18 protein-coding genes are annotated in these 16212 nt (G+C 44.5%); 10 read left to right on the forward strand and 8 right to left on the reverse strand.

Annotated features, from left to right (window positions below; all coding sequences use genetic code 11):
- Positions 1-101 precede the first annotated feature (101 nt).
- Positions 102-434, forward strand: coding sequence for a helix-turn-helix transcriptional regulator (locus R7Q46_RS02020; protein WP_213964117.1), 333 nt, complete (start codon positions 102-104; stop codon positions 432-434).
- A 111-nt stretch (positions 435-545) separates the two neighbouring features.
- Here R7Q46_RS02020 and R7Q46_RS02025 read toward each other — a convergent pair whose 3' ends face one another.
- The 3 genes from R7Q46_RS02025 to R7Q46_RS02035 form a co-directional block, all read right to left on the reverse strand.
- Positions 546-926, reverse strand: a complete 381-nt coding sequence (locus tag R7Q46_RS02025) for a hypothetical protein (protein ID WP_005375467.1) — start codon at positions 924-926, stop codon at positions 546-548.
- Positions 927-1093: 167 nt separating this feature from the next.
- Positions 1094-1480, reverse strand: a complete 387-nt coding sequence (locus R7Q46_RS02030) for a GlcG/HbpS family heme-binding protein (protein WP_276439594.1) — start codon at positions 1478-1480, stop codon at positions 1094-1096.
- 9 nt (positions 1481-1489) lie between these two features.
- Complete coding sequence (locus R7Q46_RS02035) at positions 1490-2458, reverse strand: aldo/keto reductase family oxidoreductase (RefSeq protein WP_318077255.1); 969 nt, start codon at positions 2456-2458, stop codon at positions 1490-1492.
- Between the two features lie 128 nt (positions 2459-2586).
- Between R7Q46_RS02035 and R7Q46_RS02040 the strand changes: the two genes are divergently transcribed.
- Positions 2587-3462 carry a LysR family transcriptional regulator gene (locus R7Q46_RS02040; RefSeq protein WP_318077256.1) on the forward strand — a complete coding sequence of 292 codons (876 nt, stop codon included), beginning with the start codon at positions 2587-2589 and terminating at the stop codon, positions 3460-3462.
- A 9-nt stretch (positions 3463-3471) separates the two neighbouring features.
- On the opposite strand, the gene R7Q46_RS02045 is transcribed toward R7Q46_RS02040, so the two are convergent.
- On the reverse strand, positions 3472-5229 hold the full coding sequence (locus R7Q46_RS02045) for an SgrR family transcriptional regulator (protein ID WP_193837212.1): 1758 nt from the start codon (positions 5227-5229) through the stop codon (positions 3472-3474).
- Between the two features lie 564 nt (positions 5230-5793).
- On the opposite strand from R7Q46_RS02045, the gene R7Q46_RS02050 reads away from it, so the two are divergent.
- Together R7Q46_RS02050 and R7Q46_RS02055 are read left to right on the forward strand one after the other, a co-directional pair.
- Complete coding sequence (locus tag R7Q46_RS02050) at positions 5794-6333, forward strand: redoxin domain-containing protein (RefSeq protein WP_005385152.1); 540 nt, start codon at positions 5794-5796, stop codon at positions 6331-6333.
- A gap of 512 nt (positions 6334-6845) precedes the next feature.
- Complete coding sequence (locus tag R7Q46_RS02055) at positions 6846-7535, forward strand: hypothetical protein (RefSeq protein ID WP_053350501.1); 690 nt, start codon at positions 6846-6848, stop codon at positions 7533-7535.
- Between the two features lie 188 nt (positions 7536-7723).
- Here the strand turns inward: R7Q46_RS02055 and R7Q46_RS02060 are convergent, their stop codons facing one another.
- Positions 7724-8089, reverse strand: a complete 366-nt coding sequence (locus tag R7Q46_RS02060) for a winged helix-turn-helix transcriptional regulator (RefSeq protein WP_005375456.1) — start codon at positions 8087-8089, stop codon at positions 7724-7726.
- 167 nt (positions 8090-8256) lie between these two features.
- Entirely contained in the window at positions 8257-8841 is a 585-nt protein-coding gene (locus R7Q46_RS02065) for an NAD(P)H-dependent oxidoreductase (RefSeq protein ID WP_017635228.1), read from the reverse strand.
- A gap of 270 nt (positions 8842-9111) precedes the next feature.
- Between R7Q46_RS02065 and R7Q46_RS02070 the strand changes: the two genes are divergently transcribed.
- Positions 9112-9453, forward strand: a complete 342-nt coding sequence (locus R7Q46_RS02070) for an ArsR/SmtB family transcription factor (RefSeq protein WP_005375451.1) — start codon at positions 9112-9114, stop codon at positions 9451-9453.
- A gap of 85 nt (positions 9454-9538) precedes the next feature.
- Complete coding sequence (arsB, locus tag R7Q46_RS02075; RefSeq protein ID WP_005385145.1) at positions 9539-10594, forward strand: ACR3 family arsenite efflux transporter; 1056 nt, start codon at positions 9539-9541, stop codon at positions 10592-10594.
- A 36-nt stretch (positions 10595-10630) separates the two neighbouring features.
- Here arsB and R7Q46_RS02080 read toward each other — a convergent pair whose 3' ends face one another.
- Both R7Q46_RS02080 and R7Q46_RS02085 read right to left on the reverse strand, forming a co-directional pair.
- The gene (locus R7Q46_RS02080; RefSeq protein WP_318077257.1) at positions 10631-11410 is read right to left on the reverse strand and encodes a helix-turn-helix domain-containing protein; all 780 of its coding nucleotides are present in this window, start codon (positions 11408-11410) and stop codon (positions 10631-10633) included.
- A 19-nt stretch (positions 11411-11429) separates the two neighbouring features.
- The gene (locus tag R7Q46_RS02085; protein WP_213871212.1) at positions 11430-11963 is read right to left on the reverse strand and encodes a YbhB/YbcL family Raf kinase inhibitor-like protein; all 534 of its coding nucleotides are present in this window, start codon (positions 11961-11963) and stop codon (positions 11430-11432) included.
- A gap of 186 nt (positions 11964-12149) precedes the next feature.
- On the opposite strand from R7Q46_RS02085, the gene R7Q46_RS02090 reads away from it, so the two are divergent.
- The 4 genes from R7Q46_RS02090 to R7Q46_RS02105 all read left to right on the forward strand — a co-directional run bounded on the left by R7Q46_RS02090 (position 12150) and on the right by R7Q46_RS02105 (position 16127).
- Positions 12150-12941 carry a PhzF family phenazine biosynthesis protein gene (locus R7Q46_RS02090; RefSeq protein ID WP_206958957.1) on the forward strand — a complete coding sequence of 264 codons (792 nt, stop codon included), beginning with the start codon at positions 12150-12152 and terminating at the stop codon, positions 12939-12941.
- Positions 12942-13148: 207 nt separating this feature from the next.
- Entirely contained in the window at positions 13149-14099 is a 951-nt protein-coding gene (locus R7Q46_RS02095; protein WP_372584765.1) for an HlyD family secretion protein, read from the forward strand.
- A gap of 4 nt (positions 14100-14103) precedes the next feature.
- Positions 14104-15030, forward strand: coding sequence for an ABC transporter ATP-binding protein (locus tag R7Q46_RS02100; protein ID WP_213871213.1), 927 nt, complete (start codon positions 14104-14106; stop codon positions 15028-15030).
- A complete protein-coding gene (locus R7Q46_RS02105) occupies positions 15030-16127 on the forward strand; it encodes an ABC transporter permease (protein ID WP_017635233.1) in 1098 nt (365 codons plus the stop codon). Before R7Q46_RS02100 ends, R7Q46_RS02105 begins: the two co-directional genes overlap by 1 nt.
- Positions 16128-16212 lie beyond the last annotated feature (85 nt).

Raw genomic sequence — 16212 nt, forward strand, 5'->3', positions numbered from 1 at the left:
CAGTTATTTTTATACTGATTGCAAAGCAGGTAAATATGTGGTGGTTAAACTGGTCCACTTCTTGCTCCGTTTAGGTCAAAACTGTCCTTTCAGGAGAGCACATGCAGGTAGACCCTATAATTCAAGCACTGATCGCAAGACGAAAATCGAATGGCCTCTCCCGTGAGCAAATGGCAAACATCGCTGGAATGAGCGTAAAAACATATCAAAGGATCGAGCGCGGAGAGTCCGATCTTAAACTCTCACAATATCGTGCCATATTGCGTTCGCTTCATTTGACTGACCTAGATATTGCCTTAGATGTACGTGATGTTAAGCATGTCACAGCAAATGACTTAACGGCCGTGGCGCGATTGCTCTCACCGGAAGCTCAGTCCCTGCTCGTTCGCCTGTTATCGTTAATCCTTGAACAAAAGAACAAGAAAGGTGATTAACGACATTGCTCATACCCAAACGATGAATGCCCTGTTGAGCGTTGAAACATGAATCGTTTAGACAAAAATAAAACTCGTCAAATGACGAGTTTTATTCTTTATATCAGTCCGTTACTCTAGGCTTTTCAATTCCGATGTATCAACGCCTTTTATTGCATCTTTCGCCACTTTATCAGGATCAAAGACATCACGTTCTTCATATGAATTATCAATCATGCCTTGTCCTATCGCGGTCGCCTGCTTTTGTAACTTGTTACCCTCTACCTCACCAGCATCCCAGCCTTGCCGATAATCTGAGTCGGTTTGATACCTTGTTTCGTCCTTAATATAGTGTTCAAAATCATTCCCTGCCTCTTGCATACCACTATGCCGACCGTCATGAAAGCCTTGGATATAAGCTTCATCATAACCGCTCTCTTTTAACGCGCTGTCACTCGTACCACAGCCTGAGAGGAGAACAAAAAATAGCGAAACGAATACCTTATGAAACATATTTAGGCCTCAAAGCTTTCAAATAAATTAATCATAGTTCGCGATTTCAACTTCTGCTTACTTCAAGCTACTAGATAGCATTGTGACTCGACGAAGCCTGTGAACTTGAGTCCCTACAGTGAGTACAAAGCTGGACAAAGCATCACACCTACTGATAAACATTATACTCAACGCGCGTTTAATACTTCCATCGCAAGTGCTTCATCATCTTGCTCAGCCAAACCGCTAATGCCAATTGCACCGACGATTTTCCCCTCTTGTTCTACAGGTACACCGCCCATAAAGCCCGTGATCTTTGGATCAGTCCAATAGCTCAACTGCTTACCCGTCTCACGAGCCCAAGCGCCCAGATTGCCACTAGGCTGACGGTCTCTAGCCGAGGTGTAGGCTTTGTTTTGTGCCAACAAACCTGCTTGCACGCTCACATCATCCATTCGGGCAAAACCGAGCAATTCGCCATGTGTATCAACCACGGCAACCGCAATGTTTTGCTTGCGATCAGCAGCAATTTCCAATGCCGTTTGAATCAGAGTTTGAACTTGTACGTATTTCATTTTTCTCTCCTACGGGATCTCATGACCAAGGGTTTTCTCGAACAATCCATACCAATGACTGCGTGATAGCTTGACGTTCTCTACTTGAGCACAAGCGCGAATACGCTGTGGGTTTGCGGTACCAATAACAGGCTGTATTTGGTTTGGATGACGCGTCAAGAAGGCTAAAACAATCGCCTCGGACGACACGCCATATTCAGCTGCTAGCGCCATCACCATCTCCGCCGTCTGTCTAATATTGTGATCATCAGAATGTAAGCCACGCTCTGAGAATCTGCCCTGCGCCATACTGCCCCACGCTTGCAGTTGGATATTGTGCCTACGGGCATGCTCCAGTGTTCCCGCAACGTAGTCAGATGCAGACGAAGGAAGCCCCATGCCCTGCTTGATGAAGTCAGACTTAGCCAGACTCATTTCCAACTGGTTCGCCACAACAACTTCGCCCGTTGCTTGTTGGAGAAGATCAATTTGAGCACTGTTCATGTTAGAAACACCGAAGTGGTTAACTTTGCCAGCTTGTTTCAGGGCTTGTAGCGCTGTGCCTAGTTCTTCAAATTCAACCAAAGGATCTGGGCGATGCAGCATCAAAACATCAAGGTTTTCCACGCCAAGGCGTTCAAGAATGCTCTCAACAGAAGCCGTCACCCATTTAGCAGAGAAGTCATACTGCTTCACACCTTGCTCATCTCCTAAACGGATGCCGCACTTGGATTGCAGATAAATTCGCTCTCGTAAGGTTGAGTCATTGGCTAAGATGCGCCCAAACACTGCTTCTGCCTTACCGAATTTGTAGATATCCGCATGATCAAAGAGATTGATGCCAACCTCTAATGCTGCCTCTACAGCGGCATAAGCTTGGTTTTCATCTTTGGCGGTTAACGGGTTGCGATTCCACTCCCCTCCAAGCCCCATGCAGCCGAAGACCAAGCGGCTAACGTTAGGTAAGGTTTTGGCGAGCGGTAGTGTTGGATTGTTCATCGTTGTTCTCACTTTTCCGATTTCTGCATTTTCAATTTCTGAAATTAACTCGAACCATCTTACTGTTCGTAAAAATTAGTTTAATACCGTAAAATCGAATTCATTATCCTCGTTAGCGAACAATCGAGATGACAGATTACAAAAGAATCGAAAAACTGATGCTGTTTGCCGAAGTGGCTCAAACACTCAATTTTTCTAGAGCAGCGGAGCAACTTGGCATTTCTAAAAGCTACCTGTCGGAACAAATCAAGCGATTGGAATCAGAACTCGCTACTCCTTTGATTGTTCGAACCACACGTAGCGTGAGATTGACGGCAGAGGGTGAGTCGATCTTTGCACAAGCAGAAGATCTCAAACGCCGCGTAATGGAAATGGAAAAGAGTCTAAGTCAGCAATCTGAGCAAATAGACGGTCTGATTCGTCTTACCGCTCCCAAGATGTTTGCTGAAGCGGTGCTGCATGATTTGTGCGTAGCGTTTCGCGCTCTACATCCAAACGTAGAATTCGAGATTCTTTCTAGCTATCAAGCGTTTAATCTGACGGAAACCAGCGTCGACTTTGCGTTTCGAGCAACAAGAACGCCGCCCGAGAATATGATTGCGCATCACCTGCTGGACTACCACCACTGGCTGGTTGCCTCACCTCTATATCTGCAAGAAGAAGGTACGCCAGAGACGTTAGCGGATTTAAAACAGCATCAATGCTTAACCACGTTGCATCAAAAAGAGTGGCCTTTAAAAACGGGAACAGTTCAAACCCAAGGCTGGCTTTCAAGCAATGAAAACCGCTTACTCAAAGAATCAGCCCTGTCTGGCAATGGCATTGCTCGGTTAGCAAGTTACTTTGTCGAACAAGACGTTGAACATGGTCGTCTAATGCAGGTTTTATCGGAAGAAACCGACCACCAGCACAACGCGGTTTACTTGGTGTACCCACAACTTATCTATCAATCGGCGAAAACCAGAGCCTTCATTGAATTCGTGAAGCAGCACTTTGCTAAATAACTAAGGTAGTTAATCTGCCGACCACACCGAGCGGATATCTGGCCAACCCCAATTGGTTAAAGCAACGTCTTCTAATACACCTTGGAAGCGCAAAGTTTGTGTATGGTGGAACATAGGTGCAATCCAATACTCGCTGATCAACGTCGATGAAATTGGCTCCAATGCATTAAGGTAGTCCTCAAGTGGAACGAAAGATCTGACTCTCTGTAGTTGTTCATCTAACCATTGTGCGTTCTTTTCTCCCAAAGTGTGGAATAGCACAGCGTTGCTGAAGAAGTTCGTGAACGCTGAGGCATGACGATTATCATCTAAGTTTATGTTCGTTACGACCATTGTCTCATTTAGCTCACCGTTCTTAGCCTTCTCGTTCAGCTCACGGTAGGAATACATAACAATTTCTACTTTACTGCCAACACTCGCCAAACGATTAGAAATAGCCCGCGCACAGCGACGCAACGCGGTATAGTTATATCCCGCTATCGTAATATGTTTAGGTAACTTAAGCGGCTCACTAAACGGACGGAGCACTGGCTTCCAACCTGGTAGCAGGTTATAAGCGGGTATACTCCCAAATACAATATTCTCGCGGCGCATCACTTCGGCCAAGTGCTCAGGTTGAATTAGCTCACTAATATAACGGCGCTGCGCTAAAGAAAGTTTGTGCTTAGCGTGCTGATTAAATAAGGCGAATAAGCAACCATCTTCTATTCGGCTACGCTTGCTCGCCGATGAGTTTTCTCGGTTTTGCGTCGACATATAGTGTCCACACAAATCCTCCTCGGGCGAAGCATCCCTTTGCAACGTATTTGCTGCCAATGACGGGTTCTCCATTTGCTCGTCATTAACAATCCAGATAGTCACCAAATCCGTTAGAACTCTACATGCATAATAACCATTAAATGCTTGCAGTTTTAAACGACTTTCATTGTGCTCGACAACAGAGAATGGGCCACTTCCGACCACCAGCTTGTTATTCGCTACGTTAACTTGGCTTACTGGTTGAATGCCGTATTTCACTCCAGAAATAAGTCCAGCAAAGCCCAAGTCAGCTCGATTAAGCTTAAAAACAACTTTCAATGGCGTTGGCGCAGTAATGTTAGCAACATGTGCCAACTCTTTTTCGTAGTACTGTAGTGAACTCAACTTTGCAAACAAGCTAACCACTGTTTCTGCATCAATGGAATTACCATTGTGAAAAGTCAGACCTGGACGAAGGTAGAAAGTCCATTCGTAGGTGTCTTCGTCATAACGCCAGTGATGTGCGAGTTCTGGTTGCACTTTCCCATTGTTATCACTCGAAACTAAGCAACAATAGATTTGCCTTAATAAGAAACGTTCGCTGCTACGCTGAAGTTGATGTGGAACGACGCGCTCAAACATTCGCTTATAGGTTAATTGAATATTGAGCTGTCCTTCTTGAACAGAAGCACCAGACGTTGTTTTTAACAAACGGCCAAATGCCATTTCGTCTTCATCTAATATCGCCAGTGCTTTTTCATACTTGCCTAACTTGATACGTTCAAGAGCCAAGCTCTCTTTTAAAACGTCTAACTCCATATTCAGAATAAGAGTCGATCGTTGGTTCCGCCCAGCTTTCGGGTGCCAGCTCAACCACGCCTTCTGCTGCATCTGCGTTAGCAGGCTACGAGCATGCCGAGAAGAAGTGAACATGATGTCGGCAATGTCCTGTAACGTGGTTTTTGTTTCATCACCAACGCTAAACGAGAGTAATCGTTGGTAATAGCGAAACAAATTGAGATCAGACACTGAATCAACCTTAGATCTGTGAAGTTTGTGGATAGGAATAGTTTACTTAAGTTGGCGGTAATAAAATAAGAAAACTTCCTAATTATCTGTTCCCCTTTTCCACAATTAACCTCCAAATTCGGCTTTAAAGCCCCATATATTTACGTTATTAGGAAAAAAGCCAACAAAAGCACTCTCTTTTTTATATCCCCTTTTATACACATAATTTACTCGTCAGCTAAAGGAGGAAAAAATGAAGAAGCCAATGATGGCGCACTTTTTTCAGCAACGCCTAGCTCAATCGAGTAATAAAATAGAAGTGATGACTCTGGTTTATCTTAACGATATGTTCCAGTGGTCATAGCCTAACCTCAAGCAGAACTTAGCTCCTGATACTACACCCCCACTTCGTTGTATCTTAAGTTCTGCTTTTTCATCTTTTGCACTCTACTACCTTATTGCAGGTTACTAAAAGTTAACTAGTTGAAACACCGCAAAACAGAGTCTACATTGAAGTCTCATCCCCCAATCGCTTTGTTGAGAAAGGGGCATTCATGGATATACACCACCAATTCGGGAGTCAATATGGCAACTTCAGTGAAACTTAAAGCGGGCGACAGCTTCCCTCATCTTCAAGCCACTTTGCTAGATGGTTCAAGCGTAACGTTGGGTCAGCCGCAAGGTGATGCGACTTGGCAAGCAGTATTCGTTTATCGTGGTAAACACTGCCCTCTTTGTACTAAGTACCTCAACGAGCTTGAGAGTTACAAACAGGCTTTCGCTGATGCTGGCGTCGATATTCTTGCCGTTTCTGGCGATTCAAAAGCACAGCTAGAGGGGCATCTAGAGAAACTCGAAATCAGCTTCCCTATCGCTTACGGCCTGACCGAAGAACAAATGAAAACGCTAGGCTTGTATGTATCTATTCCTCGATCTGAACAGGAAACCGATCACAATTTCGCAGAACCAGGTCTGTTTGTGGTGAATGAACACGGCGACTTACACGTGGTGGATATTTCAAACAACCCGTTTGTTCGCCCTGAGCTTGGCGCGCTATCACGCGGATTGGCATGGATTCGCGATCCAAACAATAACTACCCTATCCGTGGCACGTTGGATTACTAATATCTTCTACACCCAAGTAAACTTTCTATCCTTAAATAAGCTAGGATTCTTGCCTTAGTGAGAATAACTTGGAATGCATATCAGATCCGTGAGATCTGATATGTATCAACAAGTTGGAAATAGAGTCCTTGTTCATTATACAACGCCTTGATGAAAAACAAGATCAGTGAAGCCCAGGCTCCCCTCAAACAACGTTAGTTATTTACTTCTAAGTCACTTTCACGATAAATACATGAAATTAAGACTAAAAACTTAGACTTAACGGATATATAAATCATAACGGTACCTACACAAGTAGTTGGCTAGCGATTATTATCCTATTGCAACTCACAATTGTGCAAATCTAATAATTCATACCATAAATGAAAACATAGATACCGTAAGAGACAAAATAAAAGCAAACGATTAAATTACCAATAAAACACCGTTCAATTAAAATAAAAAACATTTCACTTTATAAAAATGTAATTAATCGTTATTTGCAATCACACATCTTAATTGAGAAATACAGTATGAATAAAATCTCTTTGCTTTATATGGCCGTTTGTATCGGATTAGTTGGATGCGGTTCAGGAGGAAGCGACAACGATCCAGCAAAAGATATACATCCCACCATTTCAAATCCGGAACAAATCAACGCAATGACGGTGGACAAAGGTCATTTCTATTGTTCTGTAAACCAACAAAAACTGGAACACGGAGGGACATCTGCAAGCATGTCCTACCTGATTGAAAAGAAAAGAAATTCTACGGTTGTTGACGATTATGAATGTACCGAATACGGTTTAAAGAAAGGTGAATCAATTATCGTCACTAAAAGTACAATTGAAAACTTTTCATACTCAAAACATTATAAAAGCACGAAGAAGGATGACATTAATGGGTTTAAAATCATCTACCCTACAGGGCTTACGACTCCGATTAATAAAGATTATGAAAAAATTACGATCACGTATAATACGGAGAGACCTGACGTTAACATTAAGATAATTCAATATTTTGACGAAAAGTCTAAATTATATACCATCAAAAAATATGAAAACCACGTTAACGACAACTCACCAATAGGTTTAGTTGAGAAAGAGGAATTCGATAAATATTCCGATTTTGAAAAGAAGCTGGAATTAAATAGTGCTTTTTTAAATTCAACTGAAGTGAGTGATTTATTCTACAACTTACTAAGTATGATAAATAATAACTAAAAATCAAAAACTTAAAAAGTACGATTATGCTCAAGTAGCCTCGATATGCCTGACTCGAAAGAGTACGTTGTTTTACGAAACAAATTACGATTTGAATGAAGCACATCTAAGTTACTTGGGTAAAAACGGCGATGTATTGTTAATCAGCTTTCAAAAGAGAGTAACGTTTGCGATTAACTACTTTGGTCTTAACGAAGCTCAATTTGATGCTTTTCAGACCAAATTCGCAAATCATCAAGAATCTTAAGTGCGGTACGGCCGAACTCTGTTAGTTCATAGCTTACGGCAATTGGGCGGTCGCTGATCACTTTGCGCACCACCATACCTTCCGCTTCTAGCTCTTTAAGGCGTTGGTCGATCATCTTTTTACTTGCACCGCCTAGCATGCGTGCTAAGTCATTGAAACGAACTGGGCCGTCTTTCAAATGATAAATCAGAGAACCTTTCCATTTACCACCAATTAGACGCATCCCTTTCTCGATAGCACATGGCTCCGCACATACGTTCGCCACTGACTTACGACCTTTGCTATCTACACTGATTCTGCTTTCCACAATACACCTCAAGATACGCACCTAATCTAGGTAACGAAAAGTAAGCTAGATACATTTAGTGCTTTAGAGTAATAAAAACGTCACCTCGCCGCAAACAAATAAAAATGGACCGCATGCAGCAGTCCATCTCAATTCATCATTCAGTTCGCACTATCTTTCTAAAAGGATTAGAAGTTTTCGTTAATGTGAGCTTCGAAACGAACAAAATCGTTTTCGATATCTGCGTTCTTCATCACGTCGTAACAAGCGAATGTAGGCAGTGCTGACATACCAAAGAAGCGGAAGTTAGCGTGCATGTGGAACATCAAATCGTCCACGCCTTTACCTTGGAATAGGTATTCGCTCTCATCATCAAACGATTCTTCTGGCGCGTTGAATGTCAGTGACAGCATGTATTTGCTGTTGGTTTGAGTGCCGCCTGTACCATAGTTTTTCTTTGGTTCTTCTGCGCTACGGCCATCGAATGCACATAGTGCGCCGCCCATACCCGCAGTAAACACGTCGTCCATGTATTTTTTGAATGACCAAGGCACAGACATCCAGTTGATTGGGCTTTGGATGATCACGCGATCAGCCCACTCAAAGTGTGCGAGTTGCTCATCTACGTTGATCTCATCTTGCATTGTCACAACGCGAACCTCATGGCCTTTTGCTTGCAGAAGCGTCTGTGCTTTGTCGACAAGAGAAGCATTTAGACGACCTTCTGAATATGGTGATGGTTCGTGTGCATTGATGATCAGTACGTTGCTCATGGGATTACCTTTAAATAAGTTCACAAGATGACGCAGTAACCATTGTGCGTCGGATGTGGTTTATTATGGTAACCTAGAAATATAGTGCAATTAGTTAACTTTTAGTAACCTACGTAATTTTTTATTATATAACTGTTTTTAAAACATATATTTTTTCAATTTTTTATTCATCGTTATTCTACGATTAATTTTTTCATCGAGTTGTTGCATCTTCCACAGAGCAGGCGTACACTTTATCGCAATTCGACGATTAACTATTAAGGCCAGCGAATGAGTGATAAGTGCAAGGACACGTGCGAAGTTGTTTTTCAGACAACGCAACAACAGCTCGAGAAAGAACAAACTCTCGCAGCGCAAGCAAAAGCTTTGTCGCATCCAGCACGTTTGCGCATTCTGCATATCCTGCACACGCTCGATACCATGGGCGGTTGTTTGAACAGTGATTTGGTTTCTGAACTGGGTCTTGCGCAATCTACTGTTTCCGAGCACTTGCGTATTCTCAAGCAAGCAGGCTTTATCAGCGCCGAGCCAAACCCACCTAAGGTGTGTTACCGCATTCAACGCGACGCGTTTGATCAGTTCAATCTAGGATTTTCCAAGTTATTTGATTAATTCCCTTTGCACGCTGGTCAGGCGTGCAGAGATAAACTATACCTTTAACTATCGTCTTTCGACGATAAACGAATAAGAGAACACTATGACTACTCAAGTTTTAAATAGTGCCAGCGACAAAATGAGCTTCTTGGACCGTTACTTAACGGTGTGGATTTTTGTTGCAATGGCAATCGGTGTAGGTATTGGCGCAGCATTCCCTCAAGTTGCTGAGTGGAACGAGTCAATGTCAGTTGGTAGCACAAACGTACCGCTAGCGATTGGTTTGATTTTGATGATGTACCCGCCACTCGCAAAGGTGAACTACAACCTGCTAGGCACAGTGACGAAAGATAAAAAAGCAATCACGCTGTCTTTGGTCATGAACTGGATTGTCGGCCCTATTTTGATGTTCATCCTTGCATTGACTTTCCTAGGTGATCATCCGGGTTACATGGTTGGTATCATTCTGATCGGTCTTGCTCGTTGTATTGCGATGGTATTGGTATGGAACGATATCGGTGGTGGTAACAAAGAATACGGCGCAGCCCTAGTTGCATTAAACAGCGCTTTCCAAATCGTGACTTACAGTGTGATGGCGTGGTTGTTTATCACTGTGTTGCCACCAGTCTTTGGTTACGAAGGTTTCGTAGTTGATATCTCGATGATGGACATCGCGGAAAGCGTTCTTATTTACCTTGGTATCCCATTCCTAGCGGGCTTCCTAAGCCGCAAATGGCTGGTCGCTGCGAAAGGTGAACAATGGTACAACGACGTATTCATCCCACGCATTTCACCAATTACGCTTATCGCCCTGCTTGCGACCATCGTACTGATGTTCAGCTTGAAAGGTGAAATGATTCTTGAACTGCCAATGGATGTATTCCGTGTAGCAATTCCACTGGCTATCTACTTTGTGTTGATGTTCTTTGTCAGCTTCTTCGTTGGTAAGAAAATGGGCATCGACTACGACAAAAACGCGTCAATTGCTTTCACGGCAACAGGCAACAACTTTGAATTGGCAATTGCGGTTTCTATCGCGGTGTTTGGCCTAAACTCAGACCAAGCTTTTGCTGGTGTCATTGGTCCACTGATCGAAGTGCCTGTATTGATTGCTTTGGTGAATGTAGCATTGCGAATGAAAGCCAAATATTATGGCTAACCTAAAAAGCACAAAAAATACAAAAGCGGTAAAACATTAACTCACTACCGTTTTAATATACTCGCTGGGCGTTAGGCCGAACTTACTTTTAAAGCGTTGGCTAAAACGCCCCTCTGACTGATAACCACACAACTGTGCGAGCATAGCAACGTTATACGAGCCATTTTGCATCAAGTAAAGTGCGTGATTTAAGCGCACTTCTGCCAATACTTCACGATACTGGGTACCTTCTTGTTTCAGTTTGCGTATCAATGTTGCTCGGCTCATAGCAAAGTGCCCCGCGACCATGTCTAATGGATGCTCCTCCCCTGGAGAGCGCGATAAGTAACGACTAACTTTCTGACTAAAAGAGATATGTGAACTCGAGAACAACCGATGCAATAACCCTCTCTCAGCTAGCTGCTGATATAGGCCCATAATCCAATAGCGTTGTGTCGCTTCACTTAAGCTTTCCCGCTCAAACGAAAACAAAGCATTTAACGTCGCTTTCAATGCTTTATCTGTCTCAACAACGGGTACATAGTTTCCTAATGCGTTGCTCATGCTTAGCTCCAACATTTCATCGCTAGGCACACAGTGAAAACTGAACATTCGAGAAAGAAATCGCCCTTGTAGAGGAAGGTTTTCAAAATTTAGGGATGCATTTGCTTCACAAAGCATGATATTTGGATCATGGATGTCGAGTACTTCATCTTTCCAGAAAAGATGTTTACTCCCCTTAACAATCTGAATAAGGCTTGGGGAGTGAATCCTGACATTACGAAGCTTCTGCTGCTGCTCCGCACGAAACAGCGTAACCTGATATTGGTGACCCATTCTCTCCCCTTATATTCAATTATCGCGTGTAAGTCGTGGTTAATGTCGCTTTACCCAAAGCAACACTATTCAAAGTAAACCCTACAATGGCTGGAGGCGTGTTTTCATCCAAATTCAGTTCTTCAGTTGGCAATGACCACACCGTAAACTGGTAACGATGCATCCCATCATTCTTTGGAGGACACGTGCCGCCGAACCCCGTTGTGCCGTAGTCAATACGAGATTCTTTGCCGCCTAACTTGTTCATATCAATGCCTCGAGGCAGCTCGCTAACGGTGGATGGAATATTAAACGCTATCCAATGCCAAAAACCACTGCCTGTTGGCGCATCGGGGTCATACACGGTGATCGCAAAACTTTTTGTGCCCTTTGGAGCTTCTTTCCACATCAATTGTGGTGATTGATTCCCGCCATCACATCCCCAACCAGAGTATTCAAATGTCTTCGCCATCGGGTGGCCTTCTTGAATATCTCTACTCACGAGTTCAAATGCATGGGCAGAACCGACCGCAAAAACACTCAATGCCAAAACTGATTTGTAGATCGCTTTCATGTTTTTCTTCCTTTCAATGAATTCAACACTAGTGTAAGTACCCAGCAGTCCGAATCCTTGTCAGTAAGTATCAAAAAACACAAAATAACTATAATTTTGACACTTTAAGATTCTAACACAAATTTCTTACTCTCTTAATTGCACTTGGTTTATGCTAATTAATCGCTCACGGAACAAGGAAGGAAAATGGAATTGGATATCTACGTGGTGGACGCCTTCACCGATACGCAATTCAAAGGCAACTCAGCAGCGGTGATACCGTTAGAGGAATGGCTAGCCCCAGAATTGATGCAAAATATCGCGACAGAAAACAACTTATCAGAGACGGCTTTCCTAAAGTCCATTGGCGCAAACCAATATGAGATTCGTTGGTTCTCTCCGATTACTGAAATCGATTTCTGTGGACACGCAACACTGGCCTCTTCGTTAGTTCTGTTTGATGAGTTTGGCATTAATGGCACGATTGAATTTCATACTCTGGAAGTAGGGCCCCTCACCGTAGAGAAGAATGCGCAAGGTAAGATCGAGATGACGTTCCCTGCTCGTCCTCCAAAAGCCGTTTCTGATATTCCCTCGGCATTGATTGAAGGCCTAAGTTGCGATGTGGAACGCGTACTGCTTAGCCCTCAAGCGTATTTCGTGGTGGTCGGCAACCAGCAGGAGGTACTTGAGGTTCAATACCGTTCAGAGCACCTCAAGACACTCGCTCCTTACGATGTGGTCGTTACCGCAAAAGGCGATCAACAAGACTTTGTATCTCGTTACTTTTGGCCTGCAAATGGTGGTGACGAAGACCCCGTAACTGGCTCGATTCACGCTGGGTTAGCACCGTTCTGGGCAGAAGCGTTAGGCAAAACATCACTGGTCGCTTACCAAGCTTCTCAGCGCGGAGGCATTTTGCACTGTGAAGTTACTGGCGAACAAGTAAGAGTATCTGGCGACGGCGTGCTCTACATGAAAGGCAAGATTTTTGTTTAAATGATATTCATGTAATCAACTTAAAAGAGCCAAGTAAAGCACGGCTTCCGCAGGATCAAGCCAGCTTCAACAATTAATCAATTGATGAATATTGAAGGAATTAACTTCCTAGCCGGACAAAACTGACTCACGTTACACTGAATGCAGTCCCATACTCTTCTATAGCTTGATACGAGTTCGAGCTCACCTTCTTAGAGGAAGCGTCGCATGATGAAGCGAATCATTCTTGGCACCCTAGCCCTGACTCTTTTAACTGCCTGTTCCAAAGATGACGGACAGCAAGCCCTTGGCACATTAGAACGTGACCGCGTAACCTTCACTGCCACCTCTAGCGAGATAATTCGTGCCCTACCCATTAAGGAAGGCAGCCAAGTCACCGAAGGAGAAGTGCTGGTTCAGCTCGATACAAAGAACCAAGAAGCCGTTTTAGCTCACGCCGTTGCCGAACAAGCCAAGGCTGACGCCTATCTTTTGAAATTGACCAATGGTGAGCGACCAGAAGACATTGCCGCAGCGCAAGCTCGCGTTGCCAGAGCGGAAGCTCAATTGATTGAAGCGCAAAAGAACTACCAACGTAAAGCGGAGTTAGTTCGTAAAAAACTCATCAGCCAATCAGAAAAAGACACCGCTTTAGCAGCCAGAGATTCTGCCCGTGCAGAGCTAGACTCCTCACAAGAAGAGTTCAGCAAACTGACCGCTGGCTCTCGTCCTGAAGATATTGAACAAGCGAAAGCCGCACTCATGGCTGCAAAAGCCGATGTAGCACTACAAGAACAGAAACTGGCAGAACTCACCATCACGGCCACGCGAAATGGCTTGCTAGATAACCTACCGTTTAACCTTGGTGAACGCGTTCCGGTGAATGGCATTGTTGCCGTAATTCAAGCGAGCCGCGTCCCATACGCCCGTGTTTATGTTCCTGCCAATTATCGAGTCAACTTTGTGCCGGGTAAAACGGTTAACGTGCATGTAGATGGCGTTGAGCAACCATATAGCGGCACCGTTCGTTGGGTAGCGACTGAGCCTTCATTCACGCCTTATTTCGCGCTTACCGAGGAAGAACGCTCGCGTTTGATGTACCTAGCAGAAGTCGACCTTCAAGACTCAGCAAAATCCTTGCCTTCAGGTATACCAGCGCAAGTGGATTTGGTGGAGTAAGCCAATGACCGAATTCGCGATTCAAGCTGAAAATGTAGTGAAGAAGTTTGGTGACTTCACCGCCATCAACAACATCACGCTTAATGTGCCTAAAGGCAGTATCTATGGTTTTCTTGGCCCTAACGGCTGCGGTAAATCGACAACCATTCGAGTGTTGACGGGATTGCTTAGCCCAAGTGAAGGCAATGTTGATGTACTCGGGTTAGAGATCCCAAAACAATCTGAGCTTCTGCGCCTCAAGATAGGCTACATGACGCAAAAGTTCTCCTTCTACGATGACCTGACGGTTCAAGAGAATCTTGAGTTTATTGGACAAATCTTTGGAATGGAAACCAAGGCCCTGAAAGCTCGCATCGGAGAACAACTAGCCACCTACGGTCTCGACCAACTGCGTAAACAGCGCGTCGGCGGAATGAGCGGCGGCCAGAAACAACGCTTATCTCTCGCCGCAGCCACCATGCATAAACCCGAACTGTTGTTTCTCGATGAACCCACGTCTGCGGTTGACCCAGAGAACCGACGCGATTTCTGGGAGCAGTTGTTTGACCTCTCTGACCAAGGCACGACGATTTTGGTCACTACGCACTACATGGACGAAGCCGAACGCTGTCATCGTCTGGCGATTATGGAAGCGGGCGAAATCCGCGCCGATGGTGAGCCAGAAGAACTCATGGCGCAAATGGGCGTTAACATCGTCGAAGTCAAAGCGGATAATTTACGCGAGCTAAAAGAGAAAGTCATTCAGCGTGAAGAGGTCCGTTCTGCCGCACAACTAGGCATTCGCTTACGCATTTTGATCCACCAGCACATCGAACAACCGATCGAATGGTTAACCCAGACCTTTCCTGAGCTTGAGGGCTGCGAGATGAACATTGCTCGCCCGAGCTTGGAAGATGTGTTTGTCAGCGTGACGGGAGAAGGTCGCCAATGATGAAATCTATTGCCCGTATGAAAGCGGTGATGATCAAAGAGATCCGTCAGCTTTCACGTGACCGAATTACCTTTGGCATGGTCGTGATGATCCCGTTGATTCAGCTTTTGCTGTTCGGCTTTGCCATTAATACGGATATTCGCAACATTCCCGTTGGCGTCGTCGATCAAAGTGGCAGTACTGCCGGGCGCGTGATTACCGAATCCGTCAAAGTCACACAAGTGGTCGATGTGGTCGAAACCTTCGCTACCGCTTCTGAAGCCGAGCAAGCCATTCAAGACGGTTTGGTGCGAGCGGCTTTAATTCTGCCTAGCGACTTAACCCAACGTATGGTGCAAGGGCGAGAGCTTGGGCAGTGGATTGTAGATGGTTCAGACACCATGATCAGTTCTGCGATTCTCTCACTGCAAACCATGCCGTTAACAGATTTTGATTTTGAGATACGCCCTGCTCCAACCAAAACCTTTGAAGTTGCGCTGTATTACAACCCGAGTCGGCGCTCGGCGGTGAACATTGTCCCTGGTTTATTGGGTGTAATTCTGACCATGACGATGATCTTATTCACCAGTGCAGCCATTGTTCGAGAACGGGAACGCGGTAATTTAGAGTTACTGATTACTACGCCAATTCACTCCATCGAACTCATGGTGGCGAAGATCATTCCCTACATCTTTGTTGGTCTGATACAGGTGTTTATCATTTTAGGCTTGGGTCACTGGATATTTGGCGTGCCGATAAACGGCGCCATTAGTCAGATACTGTTTGGCACGCTGTTGTTTATCGCCGCGAGTTTAACCTTAGGTTTGGTGATATCCACCATTGCAACGACACAGCTTCAGGCCATGCAGATGACGGTGTTTATTCTTTTGCCATCGATTCTTCTGTCCGGATTTATGTTCCCTTATGAAGGAATGCCCGTCGCGGCACAATGGATATCAGAAGCCCTACCAGCCACTCACTTTATGCGCATTATTCGTGGTGTGGTGCTGCGCGGTGCAGACTTAATGGAGCTATGGCGAGATACAGTCTGGTTACTTGGATTCACTGTTATCGGCCTTATTGTCGCTTCATTTCGCTTCAAAAAATCACTCGACTAATCCCACGATATTGCGTTCATTCCTTAAAAACAAAAATAGCCCCAACGAAGGGCTATTTTTTGTTTGTGTATTCATACACTGTGCT

The sequence above is a fragment of the Vibrio sp. 811 genome (genome assembly GCF_033339195.1).